At 42.5% G+C, this 15,076-nt stretch carries 22 protein-coding genes; 18 read left to right on the top strand and 4 right to left on the bottom strand.

The window, feature by feature from the left end; genetic code table 11:
• The first annotated feature begins 185 nt into the window (after positions 1-185).
• The 12 genes from MKY20_RS01245 to MKY20_RS01190 all read left to right on the top strand — a co-directional run bounded on the left by MKY20_RS01245 (position 186) and on the right by MKY20_RS01190 (position 11,007).
• The gene (locus tag MKY20_RS01245) at positions 186-854 is read left to right on the top strand and encodes a response regulator transcription factor (protein ID WP_192908089.1); all 669 of its coding nucleotides are present in this window, start codon (positions 186-188) and stop codon (positions 852-854) included.
• Positions 851-2,212, top strand: a complete 1,362-nt coding sequence (locus MKY20_RS01240; RefSeq protein WP_251175599.1) for a sensor histidine kinase — start codon at positions 851-853, stop codon at positions 2,210-2,212. Before MKY20_RS01245 ends, MKY20_RS01240 begins: the two co-directional genes overlap by 4 nt.
• 322 nt (positions 2,213-2,534) lie before the next feature.
• Positions 2,535-3,407: a DUF1259 domain-containing protein gene (locus tag MKY20_RS01235; RefSeq protein WP_251175615.1), complete on the top strand. Its 873-nt coding sequence runs from the start codon at positions 2,535-2,537 to the stop codon at positions 3,405-3,407.
• 269 nt (positions 3,408-3,676) lie between these two features.
• Positions 3,677-4,588 carry an ABC transporter ATP-binding protein gene (locus MKY20_RS01230; RefSeq protein WP_251175598.1) on the top strand — a complete coding sequence of 304 codons (912 nt, stop codon included), beginning with the start codon at positions 3,677-3,679 and terminating at the stop codon, positions 4,586-4,588.
• A complete protein-coding gene (locus MKY20_RS01225; protein ID WP_192908091.1) occupies positions 4,585-5,295 on the top strand; it encodes an ABC transporter permease in 711 nt (236 codons plus the stop codon). The genes MKY20_RS01230 and MKY20_RS01225 overlap by 4 nt, the downstream gene beginning before the upstream one ends.
• The gene (locus tag MKY20_RS01220; RefSeq protein WP_251175597.1) at positions 5,296-6,027 is read left to right on the top strand and encodes an ABC transporter permease; all 732 of its coding nucleotides are present in this window, start codon (positions 5,296-5,298) and stop codon (positions 6,025-6,027) included.
• 125 nt (positions 6,028-6,152) lie between these two features.
• Entirely contained in the window at positions 6,153-6,818 is a 666-nt protein-coding gene (locus MKY20_RS01215) for a Yip1 family protein (RefSeq protein WP_251175596.1), read from the top strand.
• Entirely contained in the window at positions 6,819-7,937 is a 1,119-nt protein-coding gene (locus MKY20_RS01210) for an efflux RND transporter periplasmic adaptor subunit (RefSeq protein WP_019381113.1), read from the top strand.
• Positions 7,934-8,626 (top strand): ABC transporter ATP-binding protein, encoded by a 693-nt coding sequence (locus tag MKY20_RS01205; RefSeq protein WP_019381112.1) that lies wholly within the window; start codon positions 7,934-7,936, stop codon positions 8,624-8,626. The genes MKY20_RS01210 and MKY20_RS01205 overlap by 4 nt, the downstream gene beginning before the upstream one ends.
• The gene (locus tag MKY20_RS01200; RefSeq protein WP_251175595.1) at positions 8,623-9,816 is read left to right on the top strand and encodes an ABC transporter permease; all 1,194 of its coding nucleotides are present in this window, start codon (positions 8,623-8,625) and stop codon (positions 9,814-9,816) included. The genes MKY20_RS01205 and MKY20_RS01200 overlap by 4 nt, the downstream gene beginning before the upstream one ends.
• A gap of 458 nt (positions 9,817-10,274) precedes the next feature.
• Positions 10,275-10,793: a GNAT family N-acetyltransferase gene (locus tag MKY20_RS01195; RefSeq protein ID WP_251175594.1), complete on the top strand. Its 519-nt coding sequence runs from the start codon at positions 10,275-10,277 to the stop codon at positions 10,791-10,793.
• Between the two features lie 58 nt (positions 10,794-10,851).
• Entirely contained in the window at positions 10,852-11,007 is a 156-nt protein-coding gene (locus MKY20_RS01190) for a DUF1540 domain-containing protein (protein WP_009335488.1), read from the top strand.
• A gap of 74 nt (positions 11,008-11,081) precedes the next feature.
• Here MKY20_RS01190 and MKY20_RS01185 read toward each other — a convergent pair whose 3' ends face one another.
• Positions 11,082-11,351, bottom strand: a complete 270-nt coding sequence (locus MKY20_RS01185; protein WP_009335487.1) for a hypothetical protein — start codon at positions 11,349-11,351, stop codon at positions 11,082-11,084.
• A 254-nt stretch (positions 11,352-11,605) separates the two neighbouring features.
• On the opposite strand from MKY20_RS01185, the gene MKY20_RS01180 reads away from it, so the two are divergent.
• From MKY20_RS01180 to MKY20_RS01155, 6 genes are all read left to right on the top strand, one after another.
• Positions 11,606-12,058, top strand: coding sequence for a GNAT family N-acetyltransferase (locus MKY20_RS01180; RefSeq protein ID WP_071159689.1), 453 nt, complete (start codon positions 11,606-11,608; stop codon positions 12,056-12,058).
• Between the two features lie 23 nt (positions 12,059-12,081).
• A complete protein-coding gene (locus MKY20_RS01175) occupies positions 12,082-12,249 on the top strand; it encodes a hypothetical protein (RefSeq protein ID WP_009335485.1) in 168 nt (55 codons plus the stop codon).
• A gap of 6 nt (positions 12,250-12,255) precedes the next feature.
• Positions 12,256-12,417: a hypothetical protein gene (locus MKY20_RS01170; RefSeq protein ID WP_019381107.1), complete on the top strand. Its 162-nt coding sequence runs from the start codon at positions 12,256-12,258 to the stop codon at positions 12,415-12,417.
• Positions 12,418-12,499: 82 nt separating this feature from the next.
• Entirely contained in the window at positions 12,500-12,640 is a 141-nt protein-coding gene (locus MKY20_RS01165; protein ID WP_019381106.1) for a hypothetical protein, read from the top strand.
• A 59-nt stretch (positions 12,641-12,699) separates the two neighbouring features.
• On the top strand, positions 12,700-12,846 hold the full coding sequence (locus MKY20_RS01160) for a hypothetical protein (RefSeq protein WP_306576776.1): 147 nt from the start codon (positions 12,700-12,702) through the stop codon (positions 12,844-12,846).
• 74 nt (positions 12,847-12,920) lie between these two features.
• Positions 12,921-13,157 (top strand): hypothetical protein, encoded by a 237-nt coding sequence (locus tag MKY20_RS01155; protein WP_341000078.1) that lies wholly within the window; start codon positions 12,921-12,923, stop codon positions 13,155-13,157.
• Positions 13,158-13,252: 95 nt separating this feature from the next.
• On the opposite strand, the gene MKY20_RS01150 is transcribed toward MKY20_RS01155, so the two are convergent.
• The 3 genes from MKY20_RS01150 to MKY20_RS01140 are packed head-to-tail and all read right to left on the bottom strand — an operon-like array spanning position 13,253 to position 14,674.
• Positions 13,253-13,552, bottom strand: a complete 300-nt coding sequence (locus tag MKY20_RS01150) for a putative quinol monooxygenase (RefSeq protein ID WP_071159691.1) — start codon at positions 13,550-13,552, stop codon at positions 13,253-13,255.
• Positions 13,553-13,573: 21 nt separating this feature from the next.
• Entirely contained in the window at positions 13,574-14,209 is a 636-nt protein-coding gene (locus MKY20_RS01145) for a nitroreductase family protein (RefSeq protein WP_251175593.1), read from the bottom strand.
• Between the two features lie 36 nt (positions 14,210-14,245).
• Entirely contained in the window at positions 14,246-14,674 is a 429-nt protein-coding gene (locus MKY20_RS01140; RefSeq protein WP_009335482.1) for a MarR family winged helix-turn-helix transcriptional regulator, read from the bottom strand.
• Positions 14,675-15,076 lie beyond the last annotated feature (402 nt).

Raw genomic sequence — 15,076 nt, 5'->3', positions numbered from 1 at the left:
GCAATAAGGTATTGAAAAGCTTAGTTAGTATGTACCCTGTTTATTAAGAAGTAATCATGGCGGGAAAAATGAATCCAATCAATAGTAAGTATCGTAGAATAGCAGGAAGTATTTGTTAGATTCGGGAACTTATAAGATGATGTTCAAAAGCAGATTCGTAAAAGATAAATTAAAGGGTGGAGAGTATGGTTCGAATTTTATACATAGAAGACGAAAGCGATATTGGCAGCTGGCTGAAAAATGATTTAGAGGAAAGAGGATATGAGGTGATCTGGCTGCAGTCTGGAGAAGGTATGGAAAATTATCTTTCTGATGCCGATATTGCCATTTTGGATGTGATGCTTCCGGGGCTTGACGGGTTTTCAATCGGGAAGCGGATTAAGAAAGTAAAGAATGACATGCCAGTACTTATGCTATCGGCAAGGACGGCGGTGGAGGATAAGCTGGAGGGCCTGAGCTTTGCTGATGATTATCTGACAAAGCCTTTCCAGCCGGATGAGCTTGCTGCGAGGATTGAAGTGCTGTTAAGGCGATTTCAAAAGAATGATCAGGTGCTGGAGCTTCACCACTTACAGGTACATACAAAGGATTTGCGGATTATCAATCGGGATACAGACAATGAAATTCAATTGACAGGCAAGCAGTATCAGCTGTTTCAGCACTTCATTCGCCATCTGAATCAGATACTAACAAAAGAGCAGCTTTATGAAGGCGTTTGGGGAGAACAATATATGGAGGGCGACAAAACCCTGATGGTTCATATTCGCTATCTTCGTGAAAAACTCGAGAAGAACCCTTCCCGTCCTGAGATTATTGAGACTATCCGCGGAATCGGCTACAGGGTGAAGATATGAAAAGGTTTTTCCAATCGCTGCAGGCGAAGTATATGACGATTATTCTGGTTGCCTTATTTCTGTTTCAGGCAGCTTACTTACTCATTGCTATGCTGGCTATGGGTCTCCAAGAGGACATCTCAGGAGAAAAAAGCAAGAATGAATCCGATCCCAATCATATTGAAGAAAAATGGCATGCGGATGCAAAAAAACTGGAGAGGGCATCACAGGAAGCCATTCTTAGTCATTTCTCCAAATGGAAAAAGAAATATCCTGATGCTTCGATGTTTTGGGTAGATGAACATGGAAACCTGATGGAACAGCTGGATGTGAAGGGGGATCTGCCTGCTAATTGGACTCCTGCCTTTACAGCGAAGTTTATTAAAGAACGGTATGGCGGAGACCCGTTTACAGTTATAAGTTTTATTGGCGGGGATGAAAAGAACGGTTTTATCGTTCTTGAAATACCGAGGAATTTATTTCTTCCACCGATAGTGGAGGTAACAGAGAAATATGGACTTCTCTTAGGAGCCGGTCTGCTTTTGATCATTACCCTGTTTATCATCGTCTCCTTTTTATTTTTCCGTGGGATCCGCAAAAGACTGCTTCATCTCCAGGAGGCGATGGAAAGACGGGATATGGATAATCTCCCGATTGGCATTGATGTGCAAAAGAATGATGAAATCGGCCAGCTGGAACAGACCTTTAATGAGATGATCTTAGAGCTCAAGGAAAGCAAGCAGCGCGAGCAGGAGGAAGAACAGCTGCGGAGGGAGCTGATCGCCAATCTGTCCCATGACCTGCGGACGCCTTTGACGAAAATCAATGCGCAAACATACTCGATTGCAAAGGAGAAGCTGTCTCCAGAAGGAAAACAGGCGGTCAAAGCGCTGGAAACCTCGATTGTTAATATTGATAGATTGATTGAGAACCTAATGAGCTACACGCTTTTGATGGCGAGCAAGCATAAGCAGGAGCTGACCGAGCTGGATGCTGTCCGGTTTGTTCGTGAAAGTATGGCATCATGGTATCCAGTTTTTGAGAAAGAAAGTTTTGAAGTGATCATCGAGTTAGAGCCATTTCAAGAGAAATGGCAGGCAGACCCGGTGTGGCTGAGCCGTATTTTTGATAACATCCTGCAAAATGTGCTGCGGCATGCGAAGGATGGGCTTTACCTTGAAGTGGCGACTGAATCCACCGATGAGTATGATGAGATTATTTTTATCGACCATGGGAAGGGGCTGAAAAACAGTTCCGGTGAAAAAGGAGCTGGAATTGGCTTATCCATTATCGATTTAATGGTAAAGGGGATGAAGCTGGATTGGGAGATGGAATCTGGTGATGAAGGTACAGCGATAAGAATCAGGAGAATCAAATGAAAGTGATTAGGTGAAGACATTAAGAATAATTATGATGCCAGTTAGTATATAGATTAAGTAAATTAATAGGGAGTCACTCAAACTGGGAGTGGCATATCAAAAAAATATTACTAAATTTAATTATTTGGAACTAGTCCATTAAAACTTAAATTATATAGGGGGTTAGCTAAACGAAATGACTAAGAAAAGACTTTGTTAACCAACTGTATTAGCAGAAAAATACTGTACTTGTGTTCCTAAATAATAGTCAGGCTCCCGATTTACGCTCCAGAATACTATATCTAGAATATAATGTTCAGGAGATGATTTGCAATTGGATAACATGAACAACACACAGCCAGACGACCTTTGTCAGGAATTTGCCGAAATTCTGGGGTCAGTTCCATCTGTCATAAATGGAGTTTGTACTGCGACTACTTCCCGTACAAATATACACCCGGTTGTATTAGGCCGGAGAGCTGAATCCTTTATGTTTGTTCCTCAGGCCTATTCATTTGAAAATTTCGATCGGGACGGCCGGGCATTATGTCTTGGTGAGACAGTCCTCCTGCAGGAGGAAGTTAACCCATTTATGACCAGTTTGCGTGAAGATGGAATCATTGTCACTGCCCTTCATAATCACTGGCTTTTTGAAAATCCAAGGTTAATGTATATGCATTTTGAATCCATTGATGAACCTTTAAGTTTTGCCAGAAAAGTAAGAAATGCGCTAGACTTATTAACTACCCGCAATGTTGGAAGATCTGGCAGGGTACAAAGATCATCAAATAGACGAGGGGAAGAACTTTGTGAAGAGTTCAACAGAATATTGGAAGGCAGCATGAATACATTTGAAAATGGTGTTTGTATTGTAATGAAATCCCGTACAAATATTAGGCCGCGCGTTCTTGGCAGGAGGGGAAATTCCTTTTTATTAATTCCTCAAATGTTTGCATTTGAATCATTGACAGCAGATGGCCGGGCTCTCTGCAGTGGAGAAACGGTGATCCTGCAAGAAGAGATAAACCCATTCATCAGTGAGCTTCGTAAACATGATATTATTGTGACTGCTTTTCATAATCATTGGCTCTTTGATGACCCAAGGCTGATGTATATCCATTTTGAAAAAGTGGAAAAACCAATTCGCTTTGCCAATGATGTACGAGATGCTTTGGAAGTGCTGACTGAAAAAACGGTATCATCAAAAAGTAAATAAAGGAGTCACTTTTTTCCTTATACCTAGGGATCTTCCAGCCGAAGATCCCTTTTTTAATATTACTTACTATAATCTTTGGGTCGTAATAGATCGGCTGCACAGGCACTAGACCTCTCGAACAAGTGGAACCACAATCTGAGATTTTGAACAAAGCTGTGGGAATACATCAAAATACATAAGTAAGCGTTTAGATATTTAAACAAATTTTAAACTTCCCCCTACCTTTGTTTTAACCTTGACTGGCTAAGATGGAAAGTGAGGTGAGAGGAATGGAGTATATCGTAAGAACGGAAAATTTATCAAAGCATTTTGGTCAGGAGAAAGCTGTGTCAGGTCTGGAAATGAAAATACCCAAAGGGGAAATCTACGGATTTCTGGGTCCGAATGGTGCGGGGAAAACGACAACGATCCGGATGCTTTTGGGGCTGATGAAGCCTGATTCCGGCAGAATTGAAATTTTTCAAAAAGATTTAAAGAAAGAAAGACTAAATATATTAGGACGGGTAGGCTCGCTTGTAGAATCACCGTCATATTACCCGCATTTAACGGCAAAAGAAAATCTGGAAGCAATGAGAAAAATACTTGGTGTGCCGAAACAGAGAATCGCTGAGGTGCTGGAGATTGTCCGGCTAACAGATGCCGGTGATAAGAAAGTAAAGGGCTTCTCACTCGGCATGAAGCAGCGGCTTGGAATCGCTGCTTCGCTGCTGAATAACCCGGAATTGCTGATTCTGGATGAGCCGACAAACGGTTTAGATCCTTCGGGGATTATTGAAATCCGTAATCTGATAAAAAGCCTGCCATCTGAATGCGGGATGACTGTGTTAATCTCCAGTCACTTACTTTCAGAGATTGATCAGATGGCGACAACAGTAGGTATTGTCACGAAAGGGAAGATGATTTTTCAGGATTCAATTGAAGCGATGCGCATGTATGCACAGCAATCCGTTTTAATAAAGGTCAGCGAGAGCGACAAAGCCTGGCGCTCCCTGCTGGGAAGAGGAATGAAAGCTGGTTTGGATAGTGGTATCATTTCGCTGCCGCAGCAATCGGATGAGCAAGTGGCTGAGGCTGTTCGCGGACTTGTAGCAGATGGATTTTCCGTTTACCGGGTTGAAGAAGAAAAGCGATCATTGGAAGACATTTTCCTTCAGATGACGAGGGAGGAGCAGGCCGGATGATGGGGAAATTGCTGGCAGCTGAATTTATGAAGATTAAGCGGAAAGGAATCTGGTTCCTGACCGTATTGGGTCCAGTTGGGGTAGTAGCCATGCAGATGGTCAATTACGGGGTGCGCAAGGATTATTTGTTCGGGCAGAATGATGACCGGTGGGGATATTATTTGGACAATATCCATTCGTTTACACCGCTTGCGATTGTACTGGGCATTGTAATCCTGACCTCTTTTATGTCGAGCATTGAAAATGAAACGAACGCCTGGAAACAGCTGATTGCATTGCCAGTTTCAAAGATGAGCGTGTATTTATCGAAGTTCACGGTGCTAATGGTTCTGCTCCTGGTTTCTTCTGTGCTTTTGATGCTGTTTACAATCGCTTTTGGATTGTTTCTGGATTTGGGCGGGGAGATTCCGTATTCCGGTCTGCTGAAATATAGCTTTTACCCTTTTTTTGCGGCATTACCTGTTTTGGCGCTGCAGCTTTGGGCAGCGACTGTGAGTGTAAACCAGGGGGTGCCCATAACTATGGGGATTTTGGGTGTGATTCTGACATATGCTGGTTTTACTTTGCCGGATTGGCTGATTTGGAAATGGCCGCTGCTGCTGAATGAGTGGAATGAACCGCTCATCAACGTCCTGCTTGGAATTGGAGCCGGCGTTTTATTATACACAGCCGGCATGATTGATTTTGCGAGAAGGGATGTGAAATAGATGCTGTCTATTTTGAAGTCGGAGTGGTTTAAACTGCGAAAATCAAAGATCTTCGGCATTCTTTTAGTGGGCCCGCTGATTGGGCTGGGTGCCGGGATTGGGGCAAATACAGCTGAAACGGCGGGAGTGATGAATGAATGGTATATGCTTTTGATTTATATGAATTTGCCTTATTCGATCCTCTTTTTGCCGTTAGTCACAGGGGTTCTGGCAAGCCTTGTCTGCCGGTATGAGCATCAGGCCGGGGGCTGGAAGCAGCTTTTGGCACTGCCTGTCACAAGGGGAAAAGTGTTTGCAGCTAAGTATGCGCTAATCCTGCTATTGGTTTTGCTTATCCAGTTATTTTATTTAGCTGCCATTTTGGGAGCAGGATTGTATAAAGGTGTGGCCGATCCGTTTCCGGCAGCGATTATCTGGAAAAGCATATTGGGAGGCTGGGTCGCGACTTTCCCCTTAGTCGCTCTGCAGCTGTGGATGTCCGTCTGGTTCAAAAGCTTTGCGGCACCTTTTGCGGTCAACGTCGTTTTTACCCTGCCATCCATTCTGGCGATGAATTCCGAGAAAGTGGGTCCCTATTACCCATGGGCACAGCCATTTGCAATGATGTATCCTGCGGCAGGTACGGGTGATATTTTCTTTATCCCATGGGGACAGCTTTTGACTGTAATCGGCGGATTCTTTTTATTGTTTTATCTGGGCGGCTATTTTTGTTTTCAGCGGAAGGCTGTGTAGACAGGATACCAGGAGAGAGATCTCCTGGTATTTGCATGGGTTAAAATGTAATTATTTGAAACTTTTACTATATTATTCCGTAAAGCTATAGTGGAATCATTTTAAATAGAATAGGAGTGTTCTTAATGGAACAAGAAGTAAAAACAAGCAGTGCAAAACCAAGTATGCTTGGGATGATTTGGAGTCCTGGGGAGCAGTTTGACCGCATCCGCCAGAACCCGAAGATTTGGGTGCCGCTGATTTTGGTCAGTATTCTATATGCTGCAGGAATGTTTTTGATGGCCGTGTCGATGGATGCTTCTTACCTTGGGCTTGAGGGCATGAGTGAGGCCGAGGCAGAGATGGTAATGATGTTTTCGAGGGTGGGTGTGGCGATAACAGGAATTTTCACACCTGTAGTGGTTGCCCTCATTTCCGGTGGTATTTATATGATTTTCATTAAAATTGCTGGATCAGATGCAACGTTCAAACAGATATTTTCCATGAATATTTATATTCTTGTTATTGGCGGGATCGGCCTTTTGGTCAATATGGCATTAAGAGCAGCTATTGGAGGAAATCCGGAAATATTTATTACTAGTTTAGCAGGACTGATGAACAGCGAGAAACCAGGAGTCCTGGGTTCTATCGAGTTATTCAGCATCTGGCAGTCTGTTGTAACGGCTATTGGCCTTCATCGGGTTGGAGGATTATCAAAAGGCTGGGCTTGGGGCATTGCGATTGCCTTCTTCATCATCGGCGTTGTCTTCACTTTAATCAGCAATACCCTTTCAGGAATGACTGGTGTCTAAATGAAAAAGAAAGTTTGGATAGCAATCGGAGTTACGGCTGTGTTTTTGCTGCTGGCTGGCGTTAGCGTATACAGGCAGGCGTTTGCGAAAGGGCCGGAAGTAAAAACCTCCCATCCAGTTCAGGAAGAAATTAAAGAGCAGATCATGATTCCGGGAACGGCAAAGCTTGTGAATGAGCAGAAAATATATGCATCTCCTGAAAAAGGCGAAATTAAGGAATTCCTGGTGGAAGAAGGGGATTCTGTTAAAAAAGGAGAGGTGCTGGCCAAATTTGATGACCAGGCATTGGAGCTTGAATTGGAAAAAGTCAAGCTTCAGGCTGAATCAGGCTATATAAAAATCAACCAGCTGGAAAAAGAGGAAGACCAGCTGAGGGATAAGGAAAAAGAGCTGCGCAAACAAGCTGGTGAAAAGGAAGCAGATAAACAGATACAGCCTGAAAGGGATCAGTTGAAACTGGAAAAGCGATTGGCGAATCTGGAATTAAGCCAGGTGCTTTTGCAGAAGAAAGATATTGAAAAACGCCTTGGAGAATTAGAGGTAAAAAGCACAATAGATGGAGTGGTGCTTCAGGTGAACAAGGCAGCCACCTCTGATCCGGCTACGGCAGGAAAACCTGTCATTTATGTTGGCGATTTAAAAGCAGTCGGCGCATCAGGCTTACTTTCAGAATTCGATTCATTAAAGGTGAAGGAGGGACAAAAGGTGACTCTCCGTTCCGATGCAATTCCTGAAAAGGAATGGAAAGGCGAAGTCAGCGAAGTAGCTGATATGCCAGAAGAGAATCAGGGAATGAATCCTGCCGAAAAAAGTGCGCCACAGTATCGGGTGGAGGTTACAGTGAAGGAATTGTCCCTGAGATCAGGCTTTCAGCTCATAATGGAAATCGAAACGGATAAGAAGAAGGCACTGACTGTTCCGGCAAACTCGGTTATAACTGGAGACAGCAGCGTATATGTATTCGTGGTCAGGGATCAGAAAAGCTATAAACAGGAAGTGGAGACAGGTGTCGCTTCCGGGAATAAAATCGAGATAACAAGCGGCCTCAATGAGAAGGATTTGATTATTACTAATCCATCAGATCAGCTGAAAGATGGCATGGAAGTGGATGCGAAATGATTGATCTTACTGGCATAATCAAGTCTTATCAGGCGGGAAAAGAAAGAATTGAAGTTTTAAAAGGGATTAATCTTAGCATTGAGCAAGGTGATTCTGTGGCGATTATGGGGCCATCCGGATCGGGAAAGTCGACGCTTATGAATATTATTGGATGCCTCGATTTGCCGACAGAAGGAATATATGAACTGGATGGTGAGGACATATCCCATTACTCGGAAGCAGAGCTGGCAAAGGTCAGAAATCAATCGATCGGGTTTGTGTTTCAGCAGTTTCACCTGCTTCCGAGACTGACGGCTATTCAAAATGTAGAGCTGCCAATGATTTATAGCGGCCTTGCCAAAAAGGAACGATTGGAAAGGGCGGAAGCCGCGCTGGTCAAAGTGGGTCTTGCTGATCGGATGGAGCATCTGCCAAATGCCCTATCAGGAGGGCAGAAGCAGCGGGTTGCCATTGCCAGAGCGATTGTGAACGAACCGAAAATCATATTGGCGGATGAACCAACAGGTGCTCTTGATACGAAAACAAGCGCCTCCATTATGGAACTGTTCAGTGAGCTGAACCATGAAGGGTCAACGATTGTAATGGTTACACATGAACCTGAGGTTGCAGAGTATGCCCATCACACGATTATGGTGAGGGATGGGCTGATTGTGTCGGCAGAACCTTCCCGCAGGGGGGCGCCTACATGAGTTTTGTAGAAAATATCAAAATGGCGCTTAGTTCATTGAAGGCGCATAAAATGAGATCGATTTTAACGATGATTGGGATCATTATTGGTGTTGGGGCTGTCATTATTGTAGTCGCAATCGGCCAGGGCGGAGAAGCGATGCTGAAGACGCAGCTGACAGGTCCCGGCAATACAGTGGAGCTGTTTTATCAGCCTTCTGACGAGGAAATTCAGGCAAACCCAAACATATTTAATGAAGCTCCTTTTGATGGGGAAGATATCAATGCATTGGAGCAGATTCCAGAGATTAAGAGAGTAGTTGCTTCAAGCTCACAGTTTTCACAGGCTTCTTTTGGAGAAAAGAAGGCAGAAACATCGACAACAGGAGTAAGTCCAGCCTATTTTGAGCTGAACAATGTTGATATGGAGAAAGGGCGGTCCTTTACGGCTGCAGATTTCCTTGGCGGACGCAGGGTGGGGCTTGTCAGCAATTCCATGCAGGAGGAGCTCTTTGATGGCAAGTCGCCGGTTGGCGAAGTGATCCGGATTGGGAACCAGCCGATTGAGATCATTGGCGTCATGGAAAAGCCGACAGGACTCTTTTCATTCGGTGCTCTGGAGATCTATGTGCCTACTAAAACATGGCAGACTATTTATGGAAAGAGTGACTATACCCAAGTGACGCTTCAGGCAGAATCCGCTGATCAGCTTCAGACGGCCGGAAAGAAGGCCGCCAACTTACTTAACAAGATGCATAATACAGAAGAATCTTATATGGTCATCAACATGGAAGAAATGGCAGAAGGAATCGGCCAGATTACAAAGGTCATGACTTTAATCATCGGCAGTATCGCCGGCATCTCGCTGTTTGTCGGCGGAATTGGCGTCATGAATATCATGCTCGTATCTGTAACGGAAAGAACGAGGGAAATCGGCATCCGTAAAGCACTCGGAGCGACCAGGGGGCAAATCATGGGACAGTTTTTAATCGAATCTGTCACGCTGACCTTAATCGGAGGAGTGCTGGGAATCCTGCTTGGCTGGGGTTCGGCATCCCTGATTTCTTTCTTTGCCGGATGGCCATCGCTCATTTCCTGGCAGGTCGTCGCAGGAGCCCTTTTCTTCTCAATGGCGATCGGCATTATTTTTGGACTGCTGCCGGCCAATAAAGCTTCGAGGCTGAGTCCGATTGAATCTTTGCGGTATGAGTGATTATTAAAGAGGCTATCTTCGGCTGAGGCTGGGGGTGGTCTTTTGTTTGAGGTGAACATAATGATTCAATTAAATATGATATTTGTTATGTTTTTATTCACTTTGCTAGCGCGATATATGATATGTGGCGCATTTGAATCTGCTCTGGGATAAGGGATACCAGATTTTTTAGGGATATCTGTTTGGAAAACCTGCGCCAATTGCAGAAAAGGATAGAAAAGTCCTGTCTCCGTAATGAATTTTGTAGGAATGGACCACTTTTCTTCGAAATAAAGGTGCCTCGGGCAATTTGTGTGCGGATAGCTGATAAATATGTGCGCATAAGATTTTTTATGTGCGGATAGACGTTATTTCTGTGCGGATAAAAAAATTTATGTGCGTTCAGCATTTTTAAAGGAAATCTGGCTGAAATCAGCGAACATACATTAGGATGAAAACAGCTGAATAGGGGTTATGAAATGGAGCTTAAAACAGAGAGGCTAATAATCCGTAAGTTCAAGTCAGAAGACTGGCAGGCAGTCTATGAGTACACTTCAAATCCTGAAGTAATGAAATACATTCCAGGAGGTATTTTTACAGAAGAAGCTGCTAAAGAGTTTATCTGCGAGAATACCGAAAAAGCAGAGCATTTTCCCGTTCTTTTAAAAAATGGAGATGTTCTAATTGGCTATCTAGCTTTCCATAAATATTTTGGCGATCATACATATGAAATTGGCTGGGTGTTCAATCCGAAGTTTTATAATAAAGGCTATGCATCAGAAGCAGCATATGCCGTGCTGAAATATGGCTTTGAAGAACTTGGGCTTCACCGGATTATTGCAACCTGCCAGCCTGAGAATCCGGCTTCTTATCGGGTGATGGAGAAAATTGGCATGAGGCGGGAAGGCTGCTTCAAAAAGTGCATTCCTCATGGCGATGAGTGGTGGGATGAATATTATTATGCGATTTTGAAAGAAGAGTGGAACATAGATAACTGAACAAGCAAGTATATCACCATCCTGATTGGAAGAAAATAATGTCCAGGAGGTGATATACATGGCTAAAGATGTTCTTTGTGAAGTAAATAACTGTACTTATTGGGAAAAGGGAAATAAGTGTGGTGCAGAAGCTATTTACGTTGTCAGCCATAAAGGCAAGCAGGCGTCCAACAGCAAAGAGACAGACTGTAAAACGTTCGAACCAGAAGTTTAAGGCAAGGGGTAACCGATTTGGTTACCTTCTTTATCTATTATTGATAATAATTATCAGTTTCATTCAAAAAAATTTTACCATGCTGATTCTTTTGTTTTTCGAAGAGGCGTCAGTTTTTTCATGTTCTTAAAGATTTTATAATGGGCAGTGCCTACTTTTTCTTCTACATAATCCAATGAATAATCACCCGATGGATCAGATAGCTCCCCAATCGCACGTGATAGGTCATCAATCACGGTTCTGTATGATTCATTCTTCTTATGGTCTTCCTTTGAATTCATTTCTACCATAATGTCGTGAGCAAGGCTTTGAATTCTTCGTAAACGAATTTGCTTCGCTGGCATATTATCGCATCCTCCCCTTTTTTTACTGAATCAATATATTATATATGGCCTTTCCATAGAAAAAATAACTGAAATCCCAAGTGCGCATTTACTGGAATATTATAGTATAATGAGTGGGTGTTTATTTTTCTGACAATTTAGTAAAAGGAGGCGTTCATTATGCTAAATAAAACTTTAGTTACCATGGATAAAAATAAGGGGAGAACGCCTAATTAAAATCGCGTTTCCCCAAAATGTGAAAAGGGGAAATTTATATGAATACCGGCAAAGTGAGAATTGAAGAAGTAACAGCAGACAATTGGTATGATTGCTGTTTATTGGAGCTTTCAGAGGAACAAAAAGCTTACATGGAGCCGAATGCTGTTTCCATTGCGCAATCTAAATTTGAAACAGCGCTGAAACCGTATGTGATTTACTTGGAGGATAAAGCTGTCGGCTTCTTAATGTTTAATGCATGTATAGAGGAATTGGATGCTTACTGGATTTATCGGATTATGGTTGATAAGGCGCACCAATGCAAGGGAATAGGCAAAAAAGCGACTGAACTGATGATAGCGGAGATGGCGAAACTGCCGAATGCGAAAAAACTTGCAGTAGGCTACCATCCTGAGAATCTTGGGGCACACAAGCTTTATGCAAGTTTGGGGTTTGCGGATCATGGCCACCGTTTTGGGAAGGAAATGGCGGTTGTGAAAGATTTAGGCTAAAGAAAGAGGAGGGAAGAAGCAGAATGAAATTGGGAATGGCCCTGTTTATAGGAGGGCTGATTTTGCTAATGTCCGGCATCTTTCTGTCGGCCTATTGGGCAGCTGCCGGCAGTTTCATGGGGATCTTCGGAGGGATGATAATGGGAAGCTCTTCTTATTTCCTTGCGAAAACAGGGCAGAAGGCAGGTTAAGAGATAATGGAACTTATGATTTTTTTATTTGTTTTCTTTATTTTTTTGGCAATCAGTTCAGTAATGAATGTTTTATTTAAGATGACTGAAAAGAAGCATTGGGGCATTTCATTGCTGCTGAGCCTGGTGTTAGCTGTCATTTCCATTGCCATTTTGGGGATTAAATAGTGATTGAAACCGGGTACTTTTGTGTATAAAAATGCTTGGAAAACACAAACTTTAGGTATCCTATTACGAAAAGGTGATGAAAATGGATAAACAATATCATTTTGCCAAATTGTCCGACGGAGATCTGCAGCAGGTGCATAACCTGGAAAAGCAGTTAAGTGAGGAAAAGGGAGAAGAAGTCATTCTTATTGCTTATCATGATCAAAAAGAGAACAATAAATAAAAAGATTAGAAATCCTCATATTTGATTTAATATAATAATTAAGTCAGTGTGTAGAGATATTGGTTAACGAGGACTGGCTGCCTCAAAATGCAAAAGAAGGCATGTTATTTTTGTTGATCATTTCTGTCATTTCGGTAAACGCGATTGCACCGATTATTGTGGAAGTGGAACGCGGCTTCAGAAAAGAAACTATTTGGAAACCTTAAAGATTATTCCGTTTATGTGGGTGATCGTGGTCTTGCTTGTAAGGTTAGTGGCGGGACCATTAGCTGGCAGAATTATGCAAAGATTTTCAGGGCAAACGGACGGATTTAATGCCCGGATTTTATTGAATACTTCATTGAATGTGACCATTCTTTCTATTTTTTTAACCATACTAGGCACCTGGGTTGGTTCGAAACAAATAAGCCTGGAGCCGTTTCGAAATTTTTTCCACAGCTGGTTACGGAATTTCGGTGTTGCATTCTGGATTGAGCTATTGATTGCCCGGCCTATTGCAAGACTTGCAATGAAATAAATCCATGCCAGACAAACCAGCCAGGCAGGGATTGTAAATAAAATCGTTAAAAAACGCTTGGGATTTTATATCTCAAGCGTTTTCTTGCATATAATTTACTTTTTATCTGCAGGCTGTGCGTTAAACAATTTCACCTGAGGAGGTGCGGCAAAATATTGAGGGGCTTTCGCTGTAAAGGAGGTAAAATGTTCTGTCTGGTTGTGAAACTTTACAGCATCCATATCCTCCCATAATTCCACCATCGTATAGGACCCCTCTTTTTCTGTATCTTTTAAAAGGTCATAAGAGATATTGCCTTCTTCTGCCCTGGAAGCCTCAATCAGCGGACGGATTTCAGTCAGAAAGTCATTTTCTTTGTCAATTTGTATTTGGAACCCAGCATGAATAATGATCATGTTTGATTTCTCCTTTATGAGTTATTTCCACTCCGTGATATCTTCAACAGGCAGGCGGACAGATTTATAGCCCTGATCAGCGGCTTTGCCGATTGAGATAAGCATGACAGGATAGTAGCGTTCCTTGTCAAGATGGAATGCATCAGCTATGCGGTCTTTTTCATAGCCTCCAATTGGATTTGTATCATAGCCGTGGGCACGTGCTGCAAGCATTAGCTGCATGGATACGAGACCAGCATCAATAAGGTTCATTTCTTTCTTTTGTTCGAATGTCATGTTTTCCACTAAGCCCTTGATGGATGGCACCTGTTTGTCTCTTACATCAGCAGGCATATATCCTTTTTCAACAGCTGTATCATAAATTTTTTCAATGAATATTTCACTCTTCATATCAACAAAGACGGCAATGACAGCTGCTGATGTCTCTACTTGCCTTTGGTTGAATTTTGCAAGCGGTGCCAGTGTTTCTTTGCCTTCTTTTGAATCGATCACCACAAAGCGCCATGGCTGCAGGTTAACGGATGAAGGAGCCAAAGACGCTTCTTCCAGGATTTCTGCCATTTCTTCTCTGCTTATTTTGACTGTTTGGTCATAATTACGGATAGAACGGCGTCCTGTGATGATTTCCTTAAAGTCATTGATAACGGTTTTATTCATGAAGAACTCTCCTTTATGTTTTTCTGGATGTGAAAATTACAATTTATCAATATTTTCCTGGATGCGTGTGAGCATATTTAATAGTGTGCTTCGCTCAAGTTCCGAAAAGCCGTTCAGGATTTTGGAAATAAATCGCTGCTTTTCTTCGCAGTAAGCAGCAATCTTCGTTTTGCCTTCCTCTGTGAGGCTGACATAAGTAAAGCGATTATCTTCAGGATTTTTCCTGCGGATTACCATGCCTTTTTCTTCAAGCTGCTTAAGGTGTCTTGTGACAGCAGCATGATCAATATTCACTTTTTTCTGAAGCTCCCGCTGCGTAATTTCTTCCGCTTCAAAAAGCTCCCGAAGAATCTCAAGCCGTGACTGGCTGATGCCTGTACAGCGTTCAAACTTCGGCATTGTCTGCTTACTAAGCTCAAACAGCCGGGCGGCAATTAATTCTTCTTCCTTTGAACATTTGAACACAGCATCCCCGCCTTTTGTATAATTGATAGGTCAATGATTGATACGTCAATTACTATAATGTAAAATATTTTTAAAGTCAAATATATTAGCTGTTCGGGATTTTAACCTGATGCCCTCTGCTTACTTATAAGTAAAAAAAGCTAAATTGAGAAAAAGCAAAAAAAAGGATTGACTTTTCTAAAAATTCATTGTAAATTCATTTCTAATAAGAACTTCAAATCAATAGCCGATTGGAAAACCAAAGGCCCTTCTGTTCCATAGGAACCGCAGGGTCTTTTTTTACACCCTTATTCCGAGTAATCCGCTGTATATTATAGGTATTACTTTCTTTCTGGGGGTGAATGGAAAAAAAGAACTTTATGAGTAACATATGCAATAAAAACCTAGTAATATGATTGGAAT

It is taken from the genome of Cytobacillus sp. FSL W8-0315, from assembly GCF_038002905.1.
GTDB lineage: Bacteria > Bacillota > Bacilli > Bacillales > Cytobacillaceae > Cytobacillus > Cytobacillus pseudoceanisediminis.
Note: the sequence above shows the minus strand (reverse complement) of the source record. Positions and strands in the feature narration are given on the sequence as shown.